This window comes from Aeribacillus sp. FSL K6-1305 (assembly GCF_038050115.1).
Taxonomy (GTDB): domain Bacteria; phylum Bacillota; class Bacilli; order Bacillales; family Aeribacillaceae; genus Aeribacillus; species Aeribacillus composti.
The window spans coordinates 235,761-251,739 of the sequence record NZ_JBBOQV010000001.1; the positions used below are offsets into that span (position 1 = coordinate 235,761).

Annotated in this window: 13 protein-coding genes; 12 read left to right on the plus strand and 1 reads right to left on the minus strand. The window is 38.7% G+C overall.

Annotation, left to right across the window (positions count from 1 at the left end; genetic code table 11):
- Window positions 1-101: 101 nt before the first annotated feature.
- The 11 genes from NST97_RS01065 (at window position 102) to NST97_RS01115 (ending at window position 12,107) form a co-directional block, all read left to right on the plus strand.
- On the plus strand, window positions 102-320 hold the full coding sequence (locus tag NST97_RS01065; RefSeq protein WP_341342807.1) for a DUF1659 domain-containing protein: 219 nt from the start codon (window positions 102-104) through the stop codon (window positions 318-320).
- Window positions 321-339: 19 nt separating this feature from the next.
- Window positions 340-558 carry a DUF2922 domain-containing protein gene (locus NST97_RS01070; protein WP_063389343.1) on the plus strand — a complete coding sequence of 73 codons (219 nt, stop codon included), beginning with the start codon at window positions 340-342 and terminating at the stop codon, window positions 556-558.
- Window positions 559-624: 66 nt separating this feature from the next.
- Window positions 625-771 carry a YvrJ family protein gene (locus NST97_RS01075; protein ID WP_063389342.1) on the plus strand — a complete coding sequence of 49 codons (147 nt, stop codon included), beginning with the start codon at window positions 625-627 and terminating at the stop codon, window positions 769-771.
- Between the two features lie 251 nt (window positions 772-1,022).
- Window positions 1,023-1,898 carry a cation diffusion facilitator family transporter gene (locus tag NST97_RS01080; protein WP_063389341.1) on the plus strand — a complete coding sequence of 292 codons (876 nt, stop codon included), beginning with the start codon at window positions 1,023-1,025 and terminating at the stop codon, window positions 1,896-1,898.
- 216 nt (window positions 1,899-2,114) lie between these two features.
- Window positions 2,115-2,954: a glucose PTS transporter transcription antiterminator GlcT gene (gene glcT, locus NST97_RS01085; RefSeq protein ID WP_063389340.1), complete on the plus strand. Its 840-nt coding sequence runs from the start codon at window positions 2,115-2,117 to the stop codon at window positions 2,952-2,954.
- Between the two features lie 171 nt (window positions 2,955-3,125).
- Complete coding sequence (gene ptsG / locus NST97_RS01090) at window positions 3,126-5,195, plus strand: glucose-specific PTS transporter subunit IIBC (protein ID WP_339199612.1); 2,070 nt, start codon at window positions 3,126-3,128, stop codon at window positions 5,193-5,195.
- 127 nt (window positions 5,196-5,322) lie between these two features.
- On the plus strand, window positions 5,323-5,589 hold the full coding sequence (locus NST97_RS01095) for a phosphocarrier protein HPr (protein WP_063389338.1): 267 nt from the start codon (window positions 5,323-5,325) through the stop codon (window positions 5,587-5,589).
- The gene (ptsP, locus tag NST97_RS01100; RefSeq protein ID WP_066247962.1) at window positions 5,589-7,304 is read left to right on the plus strand and encodes a phosphoenolpyruvate--protein phosphotransferase; all 1,716 of its coding nucleotides are present in this window, start codon (window positions 5,589-5,591) and stop codon (window positions 7,302-7,304) included. Before NST97_RS01095 ends, ptsP begins: the two co-directional genes overlap by 1 nt.
- A 639-nt stretch (window positions 7,305-7,943) precedes the next feature.
- Entirely contained in the window at window positions 7,944-9,926 is a 1,983-nt protein-coding gene (locus tag NST97_RS01105) for a methyl-accepting chemotaxis protein (protein ID WP_339199615.1), read from the plus strand.
- Window positions 9,927-10,355: 429 nt separating this feature from the next.
- Entirely contained in the window at window positions 10,356-11,141 is a 786-nt protein-coding gene (locus tag NST97_RS01110) for an SDR family oxidoreductase (RefSeq protein WP_063389335.1), read from the plus strand.
- 96 nt (window positions 11,142-11,237) lie between these two features.
- Window positions 11,238-12,107: an NAD(P)-dependent oxidoreductase gene (locus NST97_RS01115; RefSeq protein ID WP_063389334.1), complete on the plus strand. Its 870-nt coding sequence runs from the start codon at window positions 11,238-11,240 to the stop codon at window positions 12,105-12,107.
- Between the two features lie 135 nt (window positions 12,108-12,242).
- Here NST97_RS01115 and NST97_RS01120 read toward each other — a convergent pair whose 3' ends face one another.
- A complete protein-coding gene (locus tag NST97_RS01120; protein WP_066247968.1) occupies window positions 12,243-13,028 on the minus strand; it encodes a CAP domain-containing protein in 786 nt (261 codons plus the stop codon).
- Window positions 13,029-13,391: 363 nt separating this feature from the next.
- Here NST97_RS01120 and NST97_RS01125 point away from each other — a divergent pair, with 363 nt between their 5' ends.
- Window positions 13,392-15,467, plus strand: coding sequence for a peptidoglycan D,D-transpeptidase FtsI family protein (locus tag NST97_RS01125; RefSeq protein WP_063389332.1), 2,076 nt, complete (start codon window positions 13,392-13,394; stop codon window positions 15,465-15,467).
- Window positions 15,468-15,979: the final 512 nt, after the last annotated feature.

Below are 15,979 nucleotides of genomic sequence, written 5' to 3' on the forward strand. Positions count from 1 at the left end.
GACAGGGCTCCGTTTTCATTTCTTTTTTCACCTTTTTACATATTTGCTGCCCCTTTTTTTTCATTTCTTTATATAAAGAAGGTGAAAGGAGGTGCGAGCAAATGGCTGAGGTTCAACCGGTCAAATCACAATTGCGTCTTGTTTTTGAAGAAGGTTTTGATCATTCCGGCAAGCCGCTGTATCGCTATAAAAATTACAGCAATATTAAAACGTCAGCTAGTGCAGATGCTTTGCTTAGAGCAGCCCAAGCAATTGCCAGTCTTCAAAAAATGCCGCTTGCCAAAGTGGAACGAAACGATACGCATCAAATTAATGCATAAGTAATCTGGGGGTGAAAAAATGTCTAAATCGCTCGATCTTCTTTTTGCCAATACGGAAGGAAAGACAGTCAGAATCAATGTTGATGAACCTAAGGATTCATTAACAGCAGAGCAAATTGGTCAAGCTATGGAAACAATCATTCAATCAAATGTTTTTACTTCTTCTGGGGGTTCGCTCGTTTCAAAAAAAGGAGCCAGAATTATTGAGCAAACGGTGACAGAATATACGATGAGCTGACGGAAGCGGCCTGTTTCCGGTTCGGGAACAGGCCGGATTTCAGATGCCATAAAGGGAGGGATTGGTTTGCACGATTGGCTGTCGTTTATCAGCGATGTCGGTTTTCCTATTGTTGTGACGCTCTATTTGCTTCACCGGATTGAAGGCAAGCTTGATGACCTAAACCATTCGATTCAAATGATCCCGGTTTATTTGACACAAAAAGAAAATTAATCTCTCTCGATTGATAGCAATCAAACTGTAAAAAGTTTGGTTGCTATATTTTTTTAATGTAATGTAAAAAAATGAAATAATTTATATTTTTCCTTGTTTTACTAATCTCCATATTGGAATGATCGCTTTGATTTCAGAAAAACCTTTTGATATTAAACCTTTTGTAACAAGGAAATAATCTGTATGTATAGACCTTTACATGTTTTTTTGATAGTATAAATGGCAGACTAAACGAATGGAGTTAGTGGAAGGTGGAAGTTTATCAAAATTTAAAAAAGGGTGAACGGGGAGCATGGATTAGCATTGCAGCCTATATTTTGTTGACCGTTGTAAAGATAGCGGTCGGATATTTTTTTCATTCGGAAGCTTTAATGGCTGACGGACTGAACAACGGGACTGATGTAATTGCTTCGATCGCGGTTTTAGTCGGATTAAAAATATCGCAGCGTCCTCCTGACCAAGATCATCACTATGGACATTTTCGGGCAGAAACCATTGCGTCTTTAATTGCATCATTGATTATGGTCATGGTTGGTTTTGAAGTTCTTACTGAAGGAGCAAAATCAATCATAAACCCGAAAACAGAATCACCTGATTTGATCGCGGCATGGACGGCTATCGGCTCAGCAATCGTCATGTTTTCCGTTTATTTATTTAATGTAAGACTTGCGAAAAAAATAAAAAGTCAAGCGCTCATGGCAGCAGCTATGGACAATCGATCCGATGCATATGTCAGTGTCGGAACATTCCTAGGGATTTTGGCGGCGCAATTTCATATCGCATGGATGGACACAGTTGTTGCGATGATCATCGGAGTGCTTATTTGCAAAACTGCTTGGGATATCTTCAAAGAAGCGGTTCATTCCTTAACGGACGGATTTTCAGAGAAGGAGTTAGACAAATATAAAGAAACAATTAACAATATACCCGGGGTTCAATCGCTTGAAGATATTAAAGCCAGATATGTCGGAAGCACCGTATATGTTGATGTTGTCATTAAAGTTCATTCTAATTTAAATGTCGTTGAAAGCCATGCGATTTGTGATGAAGTGGAAAGAAGGCTGACGGAAGAATTTAATATTACGAACGTACATGTACATATAGAACCTTTAAAAGGCGACAGTTGAAAAAACGGACTCTTCATTTTTGGAAAGGAAAGTATGAACTGCCGAGAAAGATGAAAAAACTAAATTTTCTATTTCCATTTTAGATGCCTCACCACCAGTCTTAGGTGTTCGATTGTAAATTTTTTCTTGCTTTTGCTGAGTGCAAAATGCATTGACCTCCCCGTTCTTTTTTTGTACGATTATATAGATTTCTGGTAAAGGAGCGTCTTTTTAAACATGGGGTCCTTTAAAGTAAAAAAGGTGTTGAATAATAATGTATTAATAGCTGGCCACGACACCTTTCAGGAAGTCGTCTTGATTGGAAAAGGAATCGGTTTCGGAAAAAAAAGGGGGGAGCTGATTTCCAACGAAACAGTTGAAAAGATATTTGTGCTGAAAAACGAACAAGAACAGGAACAATATAAAAAACTTCTTCCTTATACAAACGAGAAGATGATAGAAGTTGTTTCAGACTGTATTGCCCACATTTCAAAGAAAGTCGGACTTCCTCTGAATGAACATATTCATATAGCTTTAACAGACCATATTACGTTCGCAATTAAGAGGATCGAGCAGGGGATGGACATCAAAAACCCTTTTTTATCAGAGACTGAAGTGCTTTATCCGAAAGAATATAATATTGCTAGTGAAGTGGTGTCCATTATTGAAGATAAGCTGAAAATCAAGCTGCCCAAAGGTGAGATCGGTTTCATCGCTCTCCACATTCACAGCGCCATAACGCATAAATCAATTTCTGAAGTGAACCGCCATTCTCAGCTTATTGCTCAGTTAATCGAAGTTGCAGAAGATTCCTTAAACATCCAGCTTGATAAAGAAAGCTTTAATTATTTGCGGCTTGTAAGGCATCTTCAGGCAACAATTGAAAGGGTTCTCAAAGAGGAAAAAACGGAAGAACCAGAAGAATTAGCTTTATTGTTGAAAAAAAAATATCCTCTATGCTATAATGTTGCATGGAAAATGATTAAAATGATGCAGCAAGTATTGAAAAAACAAATTGATGAAGCAGAAGCTGTTTATTTAACGATGCATTTATATCGAATAGCAAAAAAAGAATAAATTTTGCGCACGTGTTACTGATTCGATCAGGCATGAGTGAGCAAGGTGTACTGTATAGGGATTTGTTTTCGTACAGTTGACGCCTTGTTTCACCATGCCTTTTTTGTTTTTTCTAATACATCGATTATTCTTGCTGCATTTGTCAAATGATAATTATAAGGAGGTCATGTTATGTTTAAATCAATTTTCGGTGTTTTACAAAAAATAGGACGCGCGCTTATGCTGCCGGTAGCGCTTCTTCCTGCAGCAGGTATTTTGCTTGCATTTGGTAATGCTATGCAAAATCCGGATTTAACAGATAGAATTCCTGCTTTAACGAACGACTGGATCGTGCTTATCGCAAGCGTCATGGAGCAAGCTGGGCAAATAGTATTCACCAACCTGCCGTTGTTATTTGCAGTCGGCGTTGCAATCGGTCTTGCAAACGGCGATGGAGTTGCAGGGATTGCAGCAGTCATCGGCTACTTAATTATGAATGTTACAATGAACGGTATTTTAACAGGTTTGGGTCAAATGCCTAAAGATATTAGTTCTGATCCAGCATTTGCAAACGTTCTCGGAATTGAGACTTTGCAAACAGGTGTGTTTGGCGGGATCATAGTAGGTATCATAGCTGCTTATATGTACAACAAATATTATAAAATTGAGCTTCCGCAATATTTAGGATTTTTTGCCGGAAAGCGGTTTGTTCCAATTGTGACAGCTGCGTCCGCTGTTCTATTAGGGATTGCGATGTACTTTATTTGGCCGCCGATCCAAGGGGCATTAAACCAGTTTTCTCAAGGAATACTTGAGACGAACAAAACGCTCGCCGCTTTTATTTTCGGTGTGATTGAACGTTCATTGATTCCGTTTGGATTACATCATATTTTCTATGCTCCTTTTTGGTATGAATTTGGTTCTTATGTAAACGAAGCAGGGCACGTTGTTCGCGGCGATCAGGCCATTTTCTTTGCCCAAATCAAGGACGGTGTGGAATTGACAGCTGGAACGTTTATGACAGGTAAATTTCCGTTTATGATGTTCGGTCTCCCTGCCGCAGCACTCGCTATTTATCACGAAGCCAAACCCGAGAATAAAAAAGTGGTCGCAGGGATTATGGGTTCTGCCGCGTTGACATCGTTTTTAACAGGAATTACAGAACCGATTGAATTCAGCTTTTTGTTTGTAGCACCGCTTTTGTTTGCGATTCATGCGATATTTGCAGGACTATCCTTTATGGTCATGCATATTTTACATGTTAAAATTGGAATGACTTTTTCAGGCGGAGTGATCGACTTTATATTATTTGGCGTCCTTCCGAATCGAACGGCTTGGTGGCTCGTTATCCCAGTTGGGCTTGTATTTGCGGTCCTTTACTATTTCGGTTTCCGATTTGCCATCCGAAAATTCAACCTGAAAACTCCTGGACGGGAAGATGCAAGTGTTGAAACGTCTGATGATGAGCAGGAGAGCGAAAAAGCCGGAGATCTTCCATATAACATTTTAGAGGCGCTTGGCGGAAATGAAAATATTCAGCACCTTGATGCATGTATCACAAGGCTGCGCGTATCTGTTCATGATCAAAAGAAAGTTGATAAAGAACGCTTGAAAAAGCTCGGCGCTTCAGGTGTTTTAGAAGTGGGCAACAACATCCAGGCAATTTTTGGCCCTAAATCGGACAATTTAAAAACTCAAATACAAGACATCATGAATGGAAGAACTCCAAGAGCAGAAAAAGTTCATTCTCCAGAGCAGGAAGTTAAAGAACAAGTGGAAAATGTTATGCCGGAAGAATTACAAAGCGAAAGCTTAACATTTTCATCGCCTATGACAGGTACTCTTCATCCGATTACAGAAGTACCGGATCAAGTATTCTCTGGAAAAATGATGGGAGATGGGATTGCTATTGTACCTGAAGAAGGTATCGTCGTCTCTCCTGTTAACGGTAAAGTGTTAAATGTATTTCCAACGAAACATGCTATTAGCTTGCAGTCTGATTCTGGCCATGAAATATTGATCCATTTTGGTATTGATACAGTAAAATTGAAAGGAAAAGGATTTGACATTTTCGTTTCAGAAGGCGATACTGTAAAATTAGGTGACAAACTTCTTGAAGTGGATCTTGAATATGTTAAAAATCATTCTCCTTCTATTATGACGCCGATTGTCTTCACTAATTTAAAAGAAGGTGAAGCAATTGAATTGAAAAAAGTAGGCAAAGTAAACAAGGGCGAAGAAAACATTATTGCCATTCGGTAGCAGTTAGTAAACCGGCCTTGTTTAAATCGGACAAGGCTGGTTTCACAAATAATTGATTATCAGCTTGCACAACTCGACATGCACTGATAAAATTTTTAAAGAAAATAGCAGAAAGGATTTGATGCAAATGGCTGAAAAAACATTCAACATTACCGCTGACACAGGAATTCACGCAAGACCTGCGACTATATTAGTGCAAACGGCAAGCAAATTTGAAGCCGACATTAATTTGGAATACAATGGAAAAACAGTAAACTTAAAATCTATTATGGGAGTTATGTCATTAGGTATTCCAAAAGGAGCAACCATTAAAGTTACAGCATCAGGTGCTGATGAAAATGATGCACTTCAAGCGATTGAAGAGACAATCAAAAAAGAAGGGTTAGGCGAATAATGATACAGCTATCTGGGATTGCAGCATCAAACGGTATTGCTATTGCGAAGGCATACCGTCTAGAAGAGCCGGATTTAACCGTATCAAAAAAAGAAATACAAAATATTCGAGCAGAAATTGAGCGTTTTGAACAATCTGTCGAAAGCGCCAAAGCAGAGCTCGAGGTAATTAAAAACAGCACAGAAGAAAGGCTTGGTGCGGATAAAGCAGCGATTTTTGAAGCGCATTTGCTCGTTTTGAACGATCCTGAGCTGTTAAATCCAGTCAAAGAGAAAATCGAAAACGAAGCTGTAAACGCTGAATTTGCGATGAGGGAAACAGCTGATCAATTTATTGCGATGTTCGAAGCGATGGAAAATGAGTATATGCGCGAGCGAGCAGCGGATATTCGGGATGTCACGAAAAGGGTTATAGCCCATTTATTAGGCGTTCAAATCCCAAATCCAAGTTTAATTAATGAAGAAGTCATTATTGTTGCAGAAGATTTAACACCCTCTGATACTGCGCAATTAAACAAAAATTTTGTTAAAGCATTTACAACTGATATTGGAGGAAGAACATCCCATTCTGCGATCATGGCTCGTTCTATGGAAATCCCTGCTGTTGTCGGAACAAAGGAAGCTACCGCCAAAATTGAAAACGGTGCTTTAGTCATTGTTGATGGGATTGAAGGACAAGTAATCATAAATCCAAGTGAAGATTGTATTGCCGAATATGAAAAGAAAAGAGAAAAATATGAAGAGCAAAAAGCGGAATGGGCTAAATTAAAAGACGAGCCGACGTTGTCGAAGGATGGACATCGTGTCGAGCTTGCCGCTAATATTGGCACGCCTAATGACGTACAAGGTGTTCTTGACAACGGCGGTGAAGGAATAGGTCTCTACCGTACGGAATTTTTATACATGGGACGAGACCAAATGCCTACAGAAGAAGAACAATTTGAAGCATATAAAACAGTTCTTGAGAGAATGGAAGGAAAACCTGTTGTTGTCCGTACATTGGATATCGGCGGGGACAAAGAGCTTCCTTACTTGAATCTTCCAAAGGAGCTGAATCCTTTTCTTGGATTCCGCGCCATCCGCCTTTGTTTAGAAAAGCAAGATATTTTTCGGACACAGCTTAAAGCGCTGCTTCGCGCAAGCAAATATGGAAACTTAAAAATCATGTTTCCAATGATTGCGACAATCGATGAATTCCATCAAGCGAAAGCTATTCTGCTCGAAGAAAAAGAAAAACTTGTTCAAGCAGGTATTGAAGTAGCTGATGATATCGAAGTTGGAATAATGGTTGAAATTCCATCAACTGCTGTTATGGCGGATCAATTTGCCAAAGTGGTTGATTTCTTCAGCATTGGAACAAATGATTTAATTCAATATACAATGGCAGCAGACCGGATGAATGAACGGGTTTCATATTTGTATCAACCGTATAATCCGGCCATCCTTCGATTAATTTCCATTGTGATCGATGCAGCTCATAAAGAAGGAAAATGGGTTGGAATGTGCGGAGAAATGGCAGGAGACCCGATTGCTATACCGCTTCTGCTTGGACTTGGATTAGATGAATTTTCCATGAGCGCAACATCTATTTTGCCTGCGCGTTCACAAATTAAAAAGCTTTCAAAACAGGAAGCAGAAAGCTTTAAAGAAAAAGTTCTTTCTATGCAAACAACGGAAGAAGTCGTTTCTTTTGTTAAAAAAACGTTCCAAATATAAAAGGTACGGAGCCGATCAGTTTAATCTGAATCGGCTCCTTTTTTTGATGCAAGAGCCGATTTATTTACGGAAGGTGAATATAAAAGAATTTCGGCTCTAAGTAAAATGGAGTATGAAAAACGCAGAGCATCAGCATTTTTTGATTTTACATCCGCTTTATTATCCCGATAAAGTCCATCAAAATATAAAAATGATTTGCAGCGAGCGTATAGCTAATTTGATGCAAACGATAGAAAGCAAAACACAGCAGCTGCAGTTCATAAAAAGCTTTTTGCAGTTTGAGCAACTAAAACGACGGGGTATCACGATATAAATTAGGATAAGTTTGCAAATGCAAAAATTTGAAGCCCTCGATATCCGAATCTCTTCTTGTTACTTTCCTCCAATTTGCTAAAACTTTTTTTCTTTTTCACAGCCGGCACCGCTACGGCGGTATCTTTTTTTAGAAGAAACACATGCAGCCTATGCTTTTTTTTATGCAAGATCGCTCCCAAAAACAAAGCCAATTGGAAATATGAAAAAGATAATTAGTTTCATTTTGTAAAAAGATAAATCAGATTGCCGATATATACATTAGAAAACGTATAAGTTTTCTTAATTATTTTTATTAAATAAAGATTTATGTAGGAGATGGAACAAATGTTTAAAAAGCTTCAGTGGAAATTGACAGCGCTCATCACCATATTGTTAATTTTTTCACTTTTGGTTGTTTTTTTCACGTCTGATTATTTTGTTCAAAAGAACATTAAATCAGATGCGTTTCATACGGGGCAATCGATTGTTAAGCAAGCGAAAAAGAACCTGCTTTTACAGATGCAGGAATATGAAAGAATTTTGCTGCTTTTCAGCAATGAACCGGAAATCGCACAGTTGCTTGAAAAAAATGACGATCAATCTTTACAGTCCGTAAAGGAAACGTTTCAATCATTTTTAAGCGCTAATCAATTGGTCCGGTCTGTCTATGTAGCCAACACTAAGACTCTTGTTGCTGCAGAACCTGAGTTAAACTTAAAGGAAGATTTGATAATCAATTCACGACCTTGGTATAAAAGCGCTGTAACAAGTCCAAACTTTGTTTCGTGGTCAGAGCCTTATCGTGATGGGGAAAAAGGAGAATATGTTGTTACCGCCTCAAAGGCCATTACAAAGGATGGGGTGTTGCTTGGCGTTATTGGAATTGATATTAATTTAACAACGTTTAATGAATTTGTTAAGCAAGTGGAAGCTGGCTTTGGAGGGTATACATTCCTGCTTGATAGAAATGGAGATGCCATCGCTCATCCGAAAATGACCGGAAAAAATTTATATAAAAACAACGGTCTTATGGCAGCGATTAAAAACCAAAAACGTGGTATAGCTTCTATAAAAGAAAATGGAAAAGATTCAACCATTATTTTTGAAACGATCACGGAACTAAATTGGAAAATCGGTGTAGTCTATTCGGATGCAAATCTGGAGCAAACAGCCCGCACAATCCGGAGCATTAACGTTTCCATTATTATTGCTGCATTGATTGTGGCATTTTTCATCACTAGTTTTGTTTCGAGAAGCATTTCAAAGCCGATTTTGCTTTTGGCTAAAAACGCCGACAAAATGGCTGAAGGGGATTTATCCGGAACATTAACAGTGAAAAATAAAGATGAAATCGGGAAATTGGCTAATAGCTTTACGAAGATGACCGATAACATCCGACAAATTCTCCTCGATCTGGACGGATCCGTGAAGGAGCTGCAGCAATCTGCTCAAACATTAAACGTGGTTTCGGAAGAAGCTACTGCGTCAAGTGAGGAAATTTCCGTTGCAATTGAGGAAATTGCAAAAGGCTCAGGTGAGCAGGCAAACAGTACGGAAATTATAAACGGACAAATCAAACAATTAGAAGATTGTATTCAACAAGTAAACAATGATGTAAAAAATGTCGAAAATTTATCTTACGAATCACAAAATGCCAGCTATAATGGTTTAGAAAAGCTAAATGAGCTTCAAATAAAATCAAATGAGGCTGACAAAGAATCTGAGATGGTCCAATCCGTACTACAAAATCTTGTAGATCGAGTTGAAAAAATTTCTGATATCGTGTCGACCATTTCCAAAATTTCAGATCAGACGAACTTGCTCGCTTTAAATGCAAGTATTGAAGCAGCAAGAGCAGGTGAATCAGGTAAAGGATTTGCCGTTGTCGCTGAGGAAGTAAGAAACCTTGCTGAACAATCGGCAAAAGCGACAGAAAACATTAAAAATATGATTGAAGGAATCCAAATTGAAACGAAAAATGCCTACGATGCAATGAGTCGTTCGAAAAAAATTCATGAAGAACAAAACAAAGCTGTTCAAGTGACAGGCAATGCGTTTCATGAAATTGCAATTAAAATGGAAGATTTGCTTAATGCCATTAAATCAACATTAAATGCGATCGATCGGATGAATGAGCAAAAAGAAACAGTCGTCGAATCGATTGAAAATATTTCTGCAGTAACCCAGCAGCTAGCTGCCTCTGCGGAAGAAGTCAGTGCAACAACGAACGAGCAGGTCAAAGCATTCTCAATGGTTGCGGAAAAAGCGGAATCGTTAAGCGAAGAAAGCAACCGCTTAAAAGGCTTAGTAGAACGCTTTAAGTTATAAAAAATATGCAGGGGGTGTCTAATAAGTCGTTTTTACGGCTTATTGACGCCCCCATTAATGTTTTAGAAACGTTGATATATCGGTGTTTATGATTTTTTGTTTTCAAAGGGATTTCTCTGGACAGCCCTTTCTTTATTTTTGATTTGAATGCAATTCACCTAGATGAGCAGGCAGGTAAGAAAACCATAACAGTTGATGTCAAGAAAAAGCATGGGTTTAAAGCTCCCTTTGAAATTTGAATTTTGGACATACTACTGCGTGAAAGAGGACAAGCTTAAACGCACCTTCGCAGGCCGCCTTTGACAGTGTTGAGCAAACAAAAGAAGCTCTATGTCGTTAATAAATTCAGAATGGGAGTAAAACGAAAGTTTCCCACATTTTGATAAGATCATGATAAGATGAAAGAAAAGGTGAAAGGATGGAATGTCAATGGATTTCGGTTTCAAAGGTAAAACAGCACTTGTTTTGGCATCAAGTCAAGGATTAGGTAAAGCGATTGCAACAAGGCTTGTGGAAGAAGGAGCCGACGTGATGATCACAAGCCGAAATGAAGAAAAGCTAATAGACGTGGCAAATCAATTAAATGCGCTTGGAAAAGGAAAAGCAGCCTTTATTAAAACAGACATTACTTCAAAAGAGGAAATTAGCAGGCTAGTTAATCAGACAATAAAAGAGTTTGGCAAAATTGATTTACTCGTTAACAACGCTGGCGGTCCCCCTGCAGGAGGATTTGAGCAAATGACTGATGAAGATTGGCAAAATGCTTTTGAATTAAACTTGCTCAGCTATATCCGTACCATTCGCGAGATTCTTCCGCATATGAAACAAAGAGGAGGGAAAATCGTAAATATTGCTTCTTCTTCCGTGAAGGAGCCGATCCCGGGTTTAATTTTATCCAACACGTTTCGCTTAGGAATTGTGGGGCTGACGAAAACGTTAGCAACAGAATTTGCAAAGTACGATATTTTAATTAACACGGCGTCACCCGGCAGAATTGCAACAGAACGGATTGATCAATTGGAAGAATGGAATGCAGCGAAGCTCGGTATTCCGAAAGAAGAGATCAAGAACAAATATTTGGAAGCGATTCCTCTCAACCGCTACGGAGAACCGAATGAATTTGCGAACTATGTGCTGTTTCTTCTGTCTGACTTGAATACATATATGACTGGACAAACCTTTTTGATTGACGGCGGTTTAGTAAAGTCCATTTAATCGGGTGTGCACTGAAAGCTGAAAATGCAAGCGTTTCATAGCAGAACAGTTTCATTACTAAGCCGTATACACTGAAATGGGGAAAGGGTGAACAATATGTCAAAAAAAACAATCGGTTTTATTGGGCTTGGAGTAATGGGAAAAAGCATGGCACGTCATTTGCTTGAAGCGGGTTATCCGCTTACGGTTTATACCCGGACGAAAGAAAAGGCCGAAGATTTGATCAATCAAGGTGCTGTTTGGAAAGAATCGATCAAAGATCTCGCAAAAGATGCGAATGTTATTATCACGATGGTTGGTTTCCCGAAAGATGTTGAAGAAGTTTATTTTAGTGAAAATGGAATTTTAGCCAATGCCTATCCAGGAGCTATATGTATTGACATGACAACGACAAAACCATCGCTTGCCGAAAAAATATACGAAAAATCAAAGGAAAAAGGCATTTCCTTTTTAGATGCGCCTGTTTCAGGAGGAGATGTCGGCGCAAAAAATGGAACGCTATCGATTATGGTCGGAGGAGATCAAGAGACGTTCGATGAATGTTTTGAAATTTTTGAGAAAATGGGAAAAAATATTGTTTATCAAGGAAAAGCCGGTGCGGGGCAGCATACAAAAATGTGCAACCAAATTGCGATTGCTGCCGGCATCATTAGTGTTTGTGAATCGCTTGCCTACGCTGTTCGGGCGGGGCTGGATCCAGATAAGGTGTTGAAAAGCATTTCCTCCGGAGCTGCTGGAAGCTGGTCTTTGTCGAACTATGCACCGAGAATGCTTTCGAATCAATTTGAGCCTGGATTTTATGTCAAGCACTTTATAAAAGATATGGACATTGCTTTAGAGGAAGCAAGAAGAATGGAATTAGACGTACCAGGGCTTGAGCTTGCGAGAAGCTTGTATGAAAAACTGGCTGAAATGGGAGAAGAAAATAGCGGAATACATGCATTATATAAGCTGTGGAAAAAATAAAAACGCACATCATTCTTTTAAGTCACACAATTTTAGTCAGCTTCTTCTTTTTCTCAGCAATTAATTTTCAAAAAAAGTGTGGGGCATATCCCCCACACTTTTTGAACAGTTGAAATGAGTGAACTGTCCGATCTATTATTTTCCAATAAACATTTGTGTCCAGTAATTTCCATTTTCTACGTAACCAACGCCGATATGAGTAAAGTTAGGATTTAAAATGTTTTGTCTGTGGCCAGAGCTGTTCATCCAAGCATTAACAACTTCTTCAGGAGTACGTTGCCCCATTGCAATATTTTCCCCTGCTGTTCTGAAGGAAATGCCGAACTTTTTCATCATGTCAAACGGAGAACCGTAAGTCGGGCTTGTGTGGGAAAAATATTTGTTTCTTTGCATATCTAAAGATTTTTCACGAGCTACCTTGCTTAAAGCTTCATCTAAAACAAGAGGCTTTAAACCTTGTTTTTGCCGCTCAGCATTTGTTAGTTCAACTACTTTTTTCTCAAATGCATTTACGGATGAAGCGGTTTGTGATTGTTTTGGTGTTTGGTTGTTGGTTGCTTTGTCATTGGCAGATGGTGCTGGCTGAGTTGTTTTTTGAGTAGTTTGGGCTGGTTTTTTCACAGCTTGCTTGTTCGCAGGCTGGTTTGTGTTTCTTTTAATTGCTTCTTTTATAGCATTATTTGCTTCTATGCTTGGATTTTGTAAACAGTTGTTTAATAGATTTTGCAATTCTTTTGAATCAGCTGATTGAATGAGCTGTTTCAATTGATCTTCGTTTATATGATAAGGTCCGAAAGTTTGTACGTAGCTTTTGATTTGAACTGGTTGGTTTTGAATTTCAGCTGCATTGGCATTTGTGCCGGCGCCTGCAGTGAAAATGGCGGCAGCTGCTGCAATAGAAGCAATAATAGATTTCTTCATGCGTTTTCTACCTCCTTGAAATTTGTTCATGTAATTTACGAAACTATCATAACATGCGTTTTTTGTCATATTTTTGTCTATTCCTTCCATTGACAAATAATAGATTTTAAGTTTATAAACATTATCATGTAATTGTTGAAATTATAGGGTTCCAACCGAGGGAATATATGATATACTTCCTTCAAGAAGTGACAAAATTAAGCAAAATGTCTATAAATTGATAAGAATTAGGGGTTGACAATCTGTATAGAAAACAAAACTTTGTAATGTATGTTACAATATATTTACAAGTTCATGAGTCGACTGAAACATGATTTATAACTGAAACATGATTTATATTAGAAAAGAAAGGAAGATTCCTTCGTGAAAAAAGAAGCGGAAACAACTCCTTCTGAGACAAAACGGCAAAGGAAAGCGAGAATTTTTCGTATCAATTTTTTCTTTTTTATCGTTTTTCTTTTATTTGCCGCACTTGTCGTCCGCCTTGGCATCGTTCAAATTGTTCAGGGTGAAGAATATGCGAAAGAAGTCAGCCGGACAGAAGTGAATGTTGCGCAATATCCTGCACCAAGAGGAAAAATGTTTGACCGAAACGGGAGAATCGTTGTAGACAACAAAAATGTTCCTGCTGTGACCTATACGGTGGAGAAGACGACCAAAACGAAAGACAAGCTGGAAACAGCAAAAAAATTAGCACAGCTGATTGATCTCGACACATCTTTTCTAAGAGAAAGAGATTTGCGGGATTATTGGATAGCCAAAAATCCAAAAAAGGCAGAAAACTTATTGACGGAAAAAGAGAAAAAATTAGAACCTAAGGAAACATATCCACTTCAGGTTGAACGGGTTCCGGAAGAAGAAATTAAAAAAATCGAGAAGGATCCAAAAGAATTGGAGCTTGCCGCTCTATATACGAAATTTTCATCCGGATATGCGTATGAGCCGCAGATTGTCGCAACGAACTTAAGCCAAGAAGAAGTTTCAAGGGTTGCGGAACAGCTGGAAAATCTTCCGGGTGTCGATGTCATCACAGATTGGGAAAGGGTGTACCCTTATGATGACGTATTTAAAACGATTTTAGGGAAAATCTCATCTCCAAAAGAAGGGATACCAGAAGACAATAAATCATTTTTTGTAGCTCGAGGCTATGCCCGAAATGAACGAGTTGGAAAAAGCTATTTGGAGCAGCAATATGAGGATTATCTAAACCCAAGAAAAGCAAAAGTTCAATATATATCTGATAAAGATGGAAATACGATTTCCCAAAAGGAAATTGATGACGGCAGAAGAGGATTCGATTTAAAACTTTCCATCGATATCGAACTGCAAAAAAGAATTGAAAAAATTGTTGATCAGCAGATCAAAGCAGCAAGAGGACGTGGAAATTATTTAGTTGACCGCGCTTTCGTTGTCATGATGGATCCGTATAAAGGAGACGTTTTGGCGATGGTCGGACGAATGTACGATTCAGGAGAGATGTTGAACTTTGATTACGGTGCATTTGGGACGCAATATGAAATGGGTTCTACCGTTAAAGGTGCGACAGTTTTAGCAGGATATCAATTTGGTCTGAGACACGGAACCGTCTTTTATGACGCACCAATTCGTTTAAAAGGGACTCCGGAAAAATCTTCTTATCAAAATATGGGGGCTGTATCTGACCTAACAGCGTTGCAAAGAAGTTCAAACGTTTATATGTTCCATATCGCTATGAAAATTGCTGGTATACAATATTATCCGGGAAGAAGTTTTCCAGCTAAAGATGAAGATTTTCAAAAGATGCGGAATTACTATGCCCAATTTGGTTTAGGGGTTCCGACAGGGATTGATCTCCCGCAGGAGTCTGCAGGGCAGCAATCTGATCCTGGAATTGACAGAGGGAAATTGCTTGACCTTGCCATTGGTCAGTTTGATACGTACACACCGCTGCAAATGGCCCAATATGTTTCAACGATTGCAAATGGCGGATACCGTGTTAAGCCGCGGCTTGTAACAGAAATTCTTGAACCGACTGACGATGGACTCGGACCGATTGCTCAAGAAATGCCGGTAAAAGTGTTAAACCGAATAAACAATACGGAAGAGGATATTCAACGCGTCCAACAAGGCTTTTATCTAGTGACGAATACTCGACGCGGAACAGCTTACGCTCAGTTACATGGATTAAATGTTGCGGGCAAAACCGGAACAGCGGAAACGACTTATTATGGTACGAAGCGCCAATACTGGGGGACAGACGTTTATAATTTAACATTTATCGGCTATTATCCTGCCAAAGATCCGCAGGTTGCTTTCAGTGTTGTCGTCCCTTGGACAAAAAGAACCGGAAGCGAAGATGTGAATAAACGTATAGCGAGAGATATTGTAAAAGCATACATCGATTTACAGAAAGAATACGCCGGAAATTCCAATGCAAAATCAAATGATGACGAGCAATAAAAAATAAATTATATAGAAGGGCCGTCGCTTTTTAACGAGCGATGGCTTTTCTATTAGTTATCGAAAACCATTCATATAAATTGAACGATGCCGCATTCGCATAAAGATTTTTCGATAAATTGTTCGAAATTCGCACATGCCGCAAAAACCGCAAACTTTTGTCCTATCTGCATATCTCCGAATGGTGTGAAACCAGAAGGAAGCGCAAAAACCGCGCATGGCCGCAAAATCGGTAAAGCTCATACCACCTCTTGCATACCTCCGGTGCGTTGTTAAATCCAAAGAAAGCGCAAAGTCCGCAAAATAACCGAAAAATCCGCATAAGACAAAAAAAACTAGCCCTTTTTTGGCCAGTATTTTTTAAAATGTTGATACATACATATTTTTTATAGGGAAGGAAATGCAGTGGAAAAAGTCGAAAAAACATTTTAAATAGTAAGATTGACACATTTTTAGATGTTTAATTTGTAAAACTATATTAAAATTTTAGGTGGACAAAAAGTAGCAGGTCA

What these genes read in the sequence shown, in the direction of transcription:
- NST97_RS01065 (WP_341342807.1), top strand. Translation starts at nt 102, where the DNA reads ATGGCTGAGGTTCAACCGGTCAAATCACAATTGCGTCTTGTTTTTGAA.
- NST97_RS01070 (WP_063389343.1), top strand. Translation starts at nt 340, where the DNA reads ATGTCTAAATCGCTCGATCTTCTTTTTGCCAATACGGAAGGAAAGACA.
- glcT (WP_063389340.1), top strand. Translation starts at nt 2,115, where the DNA reads ATGGGGTCCTTTAAAGTAAAAAAGGTGTTGAATAATAATGTATTAATA.
- ptsG (WP_339199612.1), top strand. Translation starts at nt 3,126, where the DNA reads ATGTTTAAATCAATTTTCGGTGTTTTACAAAAAATAGGACGCGCGCTT.
- NST97_RS01095 (WP_063389338.1), top strand. Translation starts at nt 5,323, where the DNA reads ATGGCTGAAAAAACATTCAACATTACCGCTGACACAGGAATTCACGCA.
- ptsP (WP_066247962.1), top strand. Translation starts at nt 5,589, where the DNA reads ATGATACAGCTATCTGGGATTGCAGCATCAAACGGTATTGCTATTGCG.
- NST97_RS01105 (WP_339199615.1), top strand. Translation starts at nt 7,944, where the DNA reads ATGTTTAAAAAGCTTCAGTGGAAATTGACAGCGCTCATCACCATATTG.
- NST97_RS01110 (WP_063389335.1), top strand. Translation starts at nt 10,356, where the DNA reads ATGGATTTCGGTTTCAAAGGTAAAACAGCACTTGTTTTGGCATCAAGT.
- NST97_RS01115 (WP_063389334.1), top strand. Translation starts at nt 11,238, where the DNA reads ATGTCAAAAAAAACAATCGGTTTTATTGGGCTTGGAGTAATGGGAAAA.
- NST97_RS01120 (WP_066247968.1), bottom strand. Translation starts at nt 13,028, where the DNA reads ATGAAGAAATCTATTATTGCTTCTATTGCAGCAGCTGCCGCCATTTTC.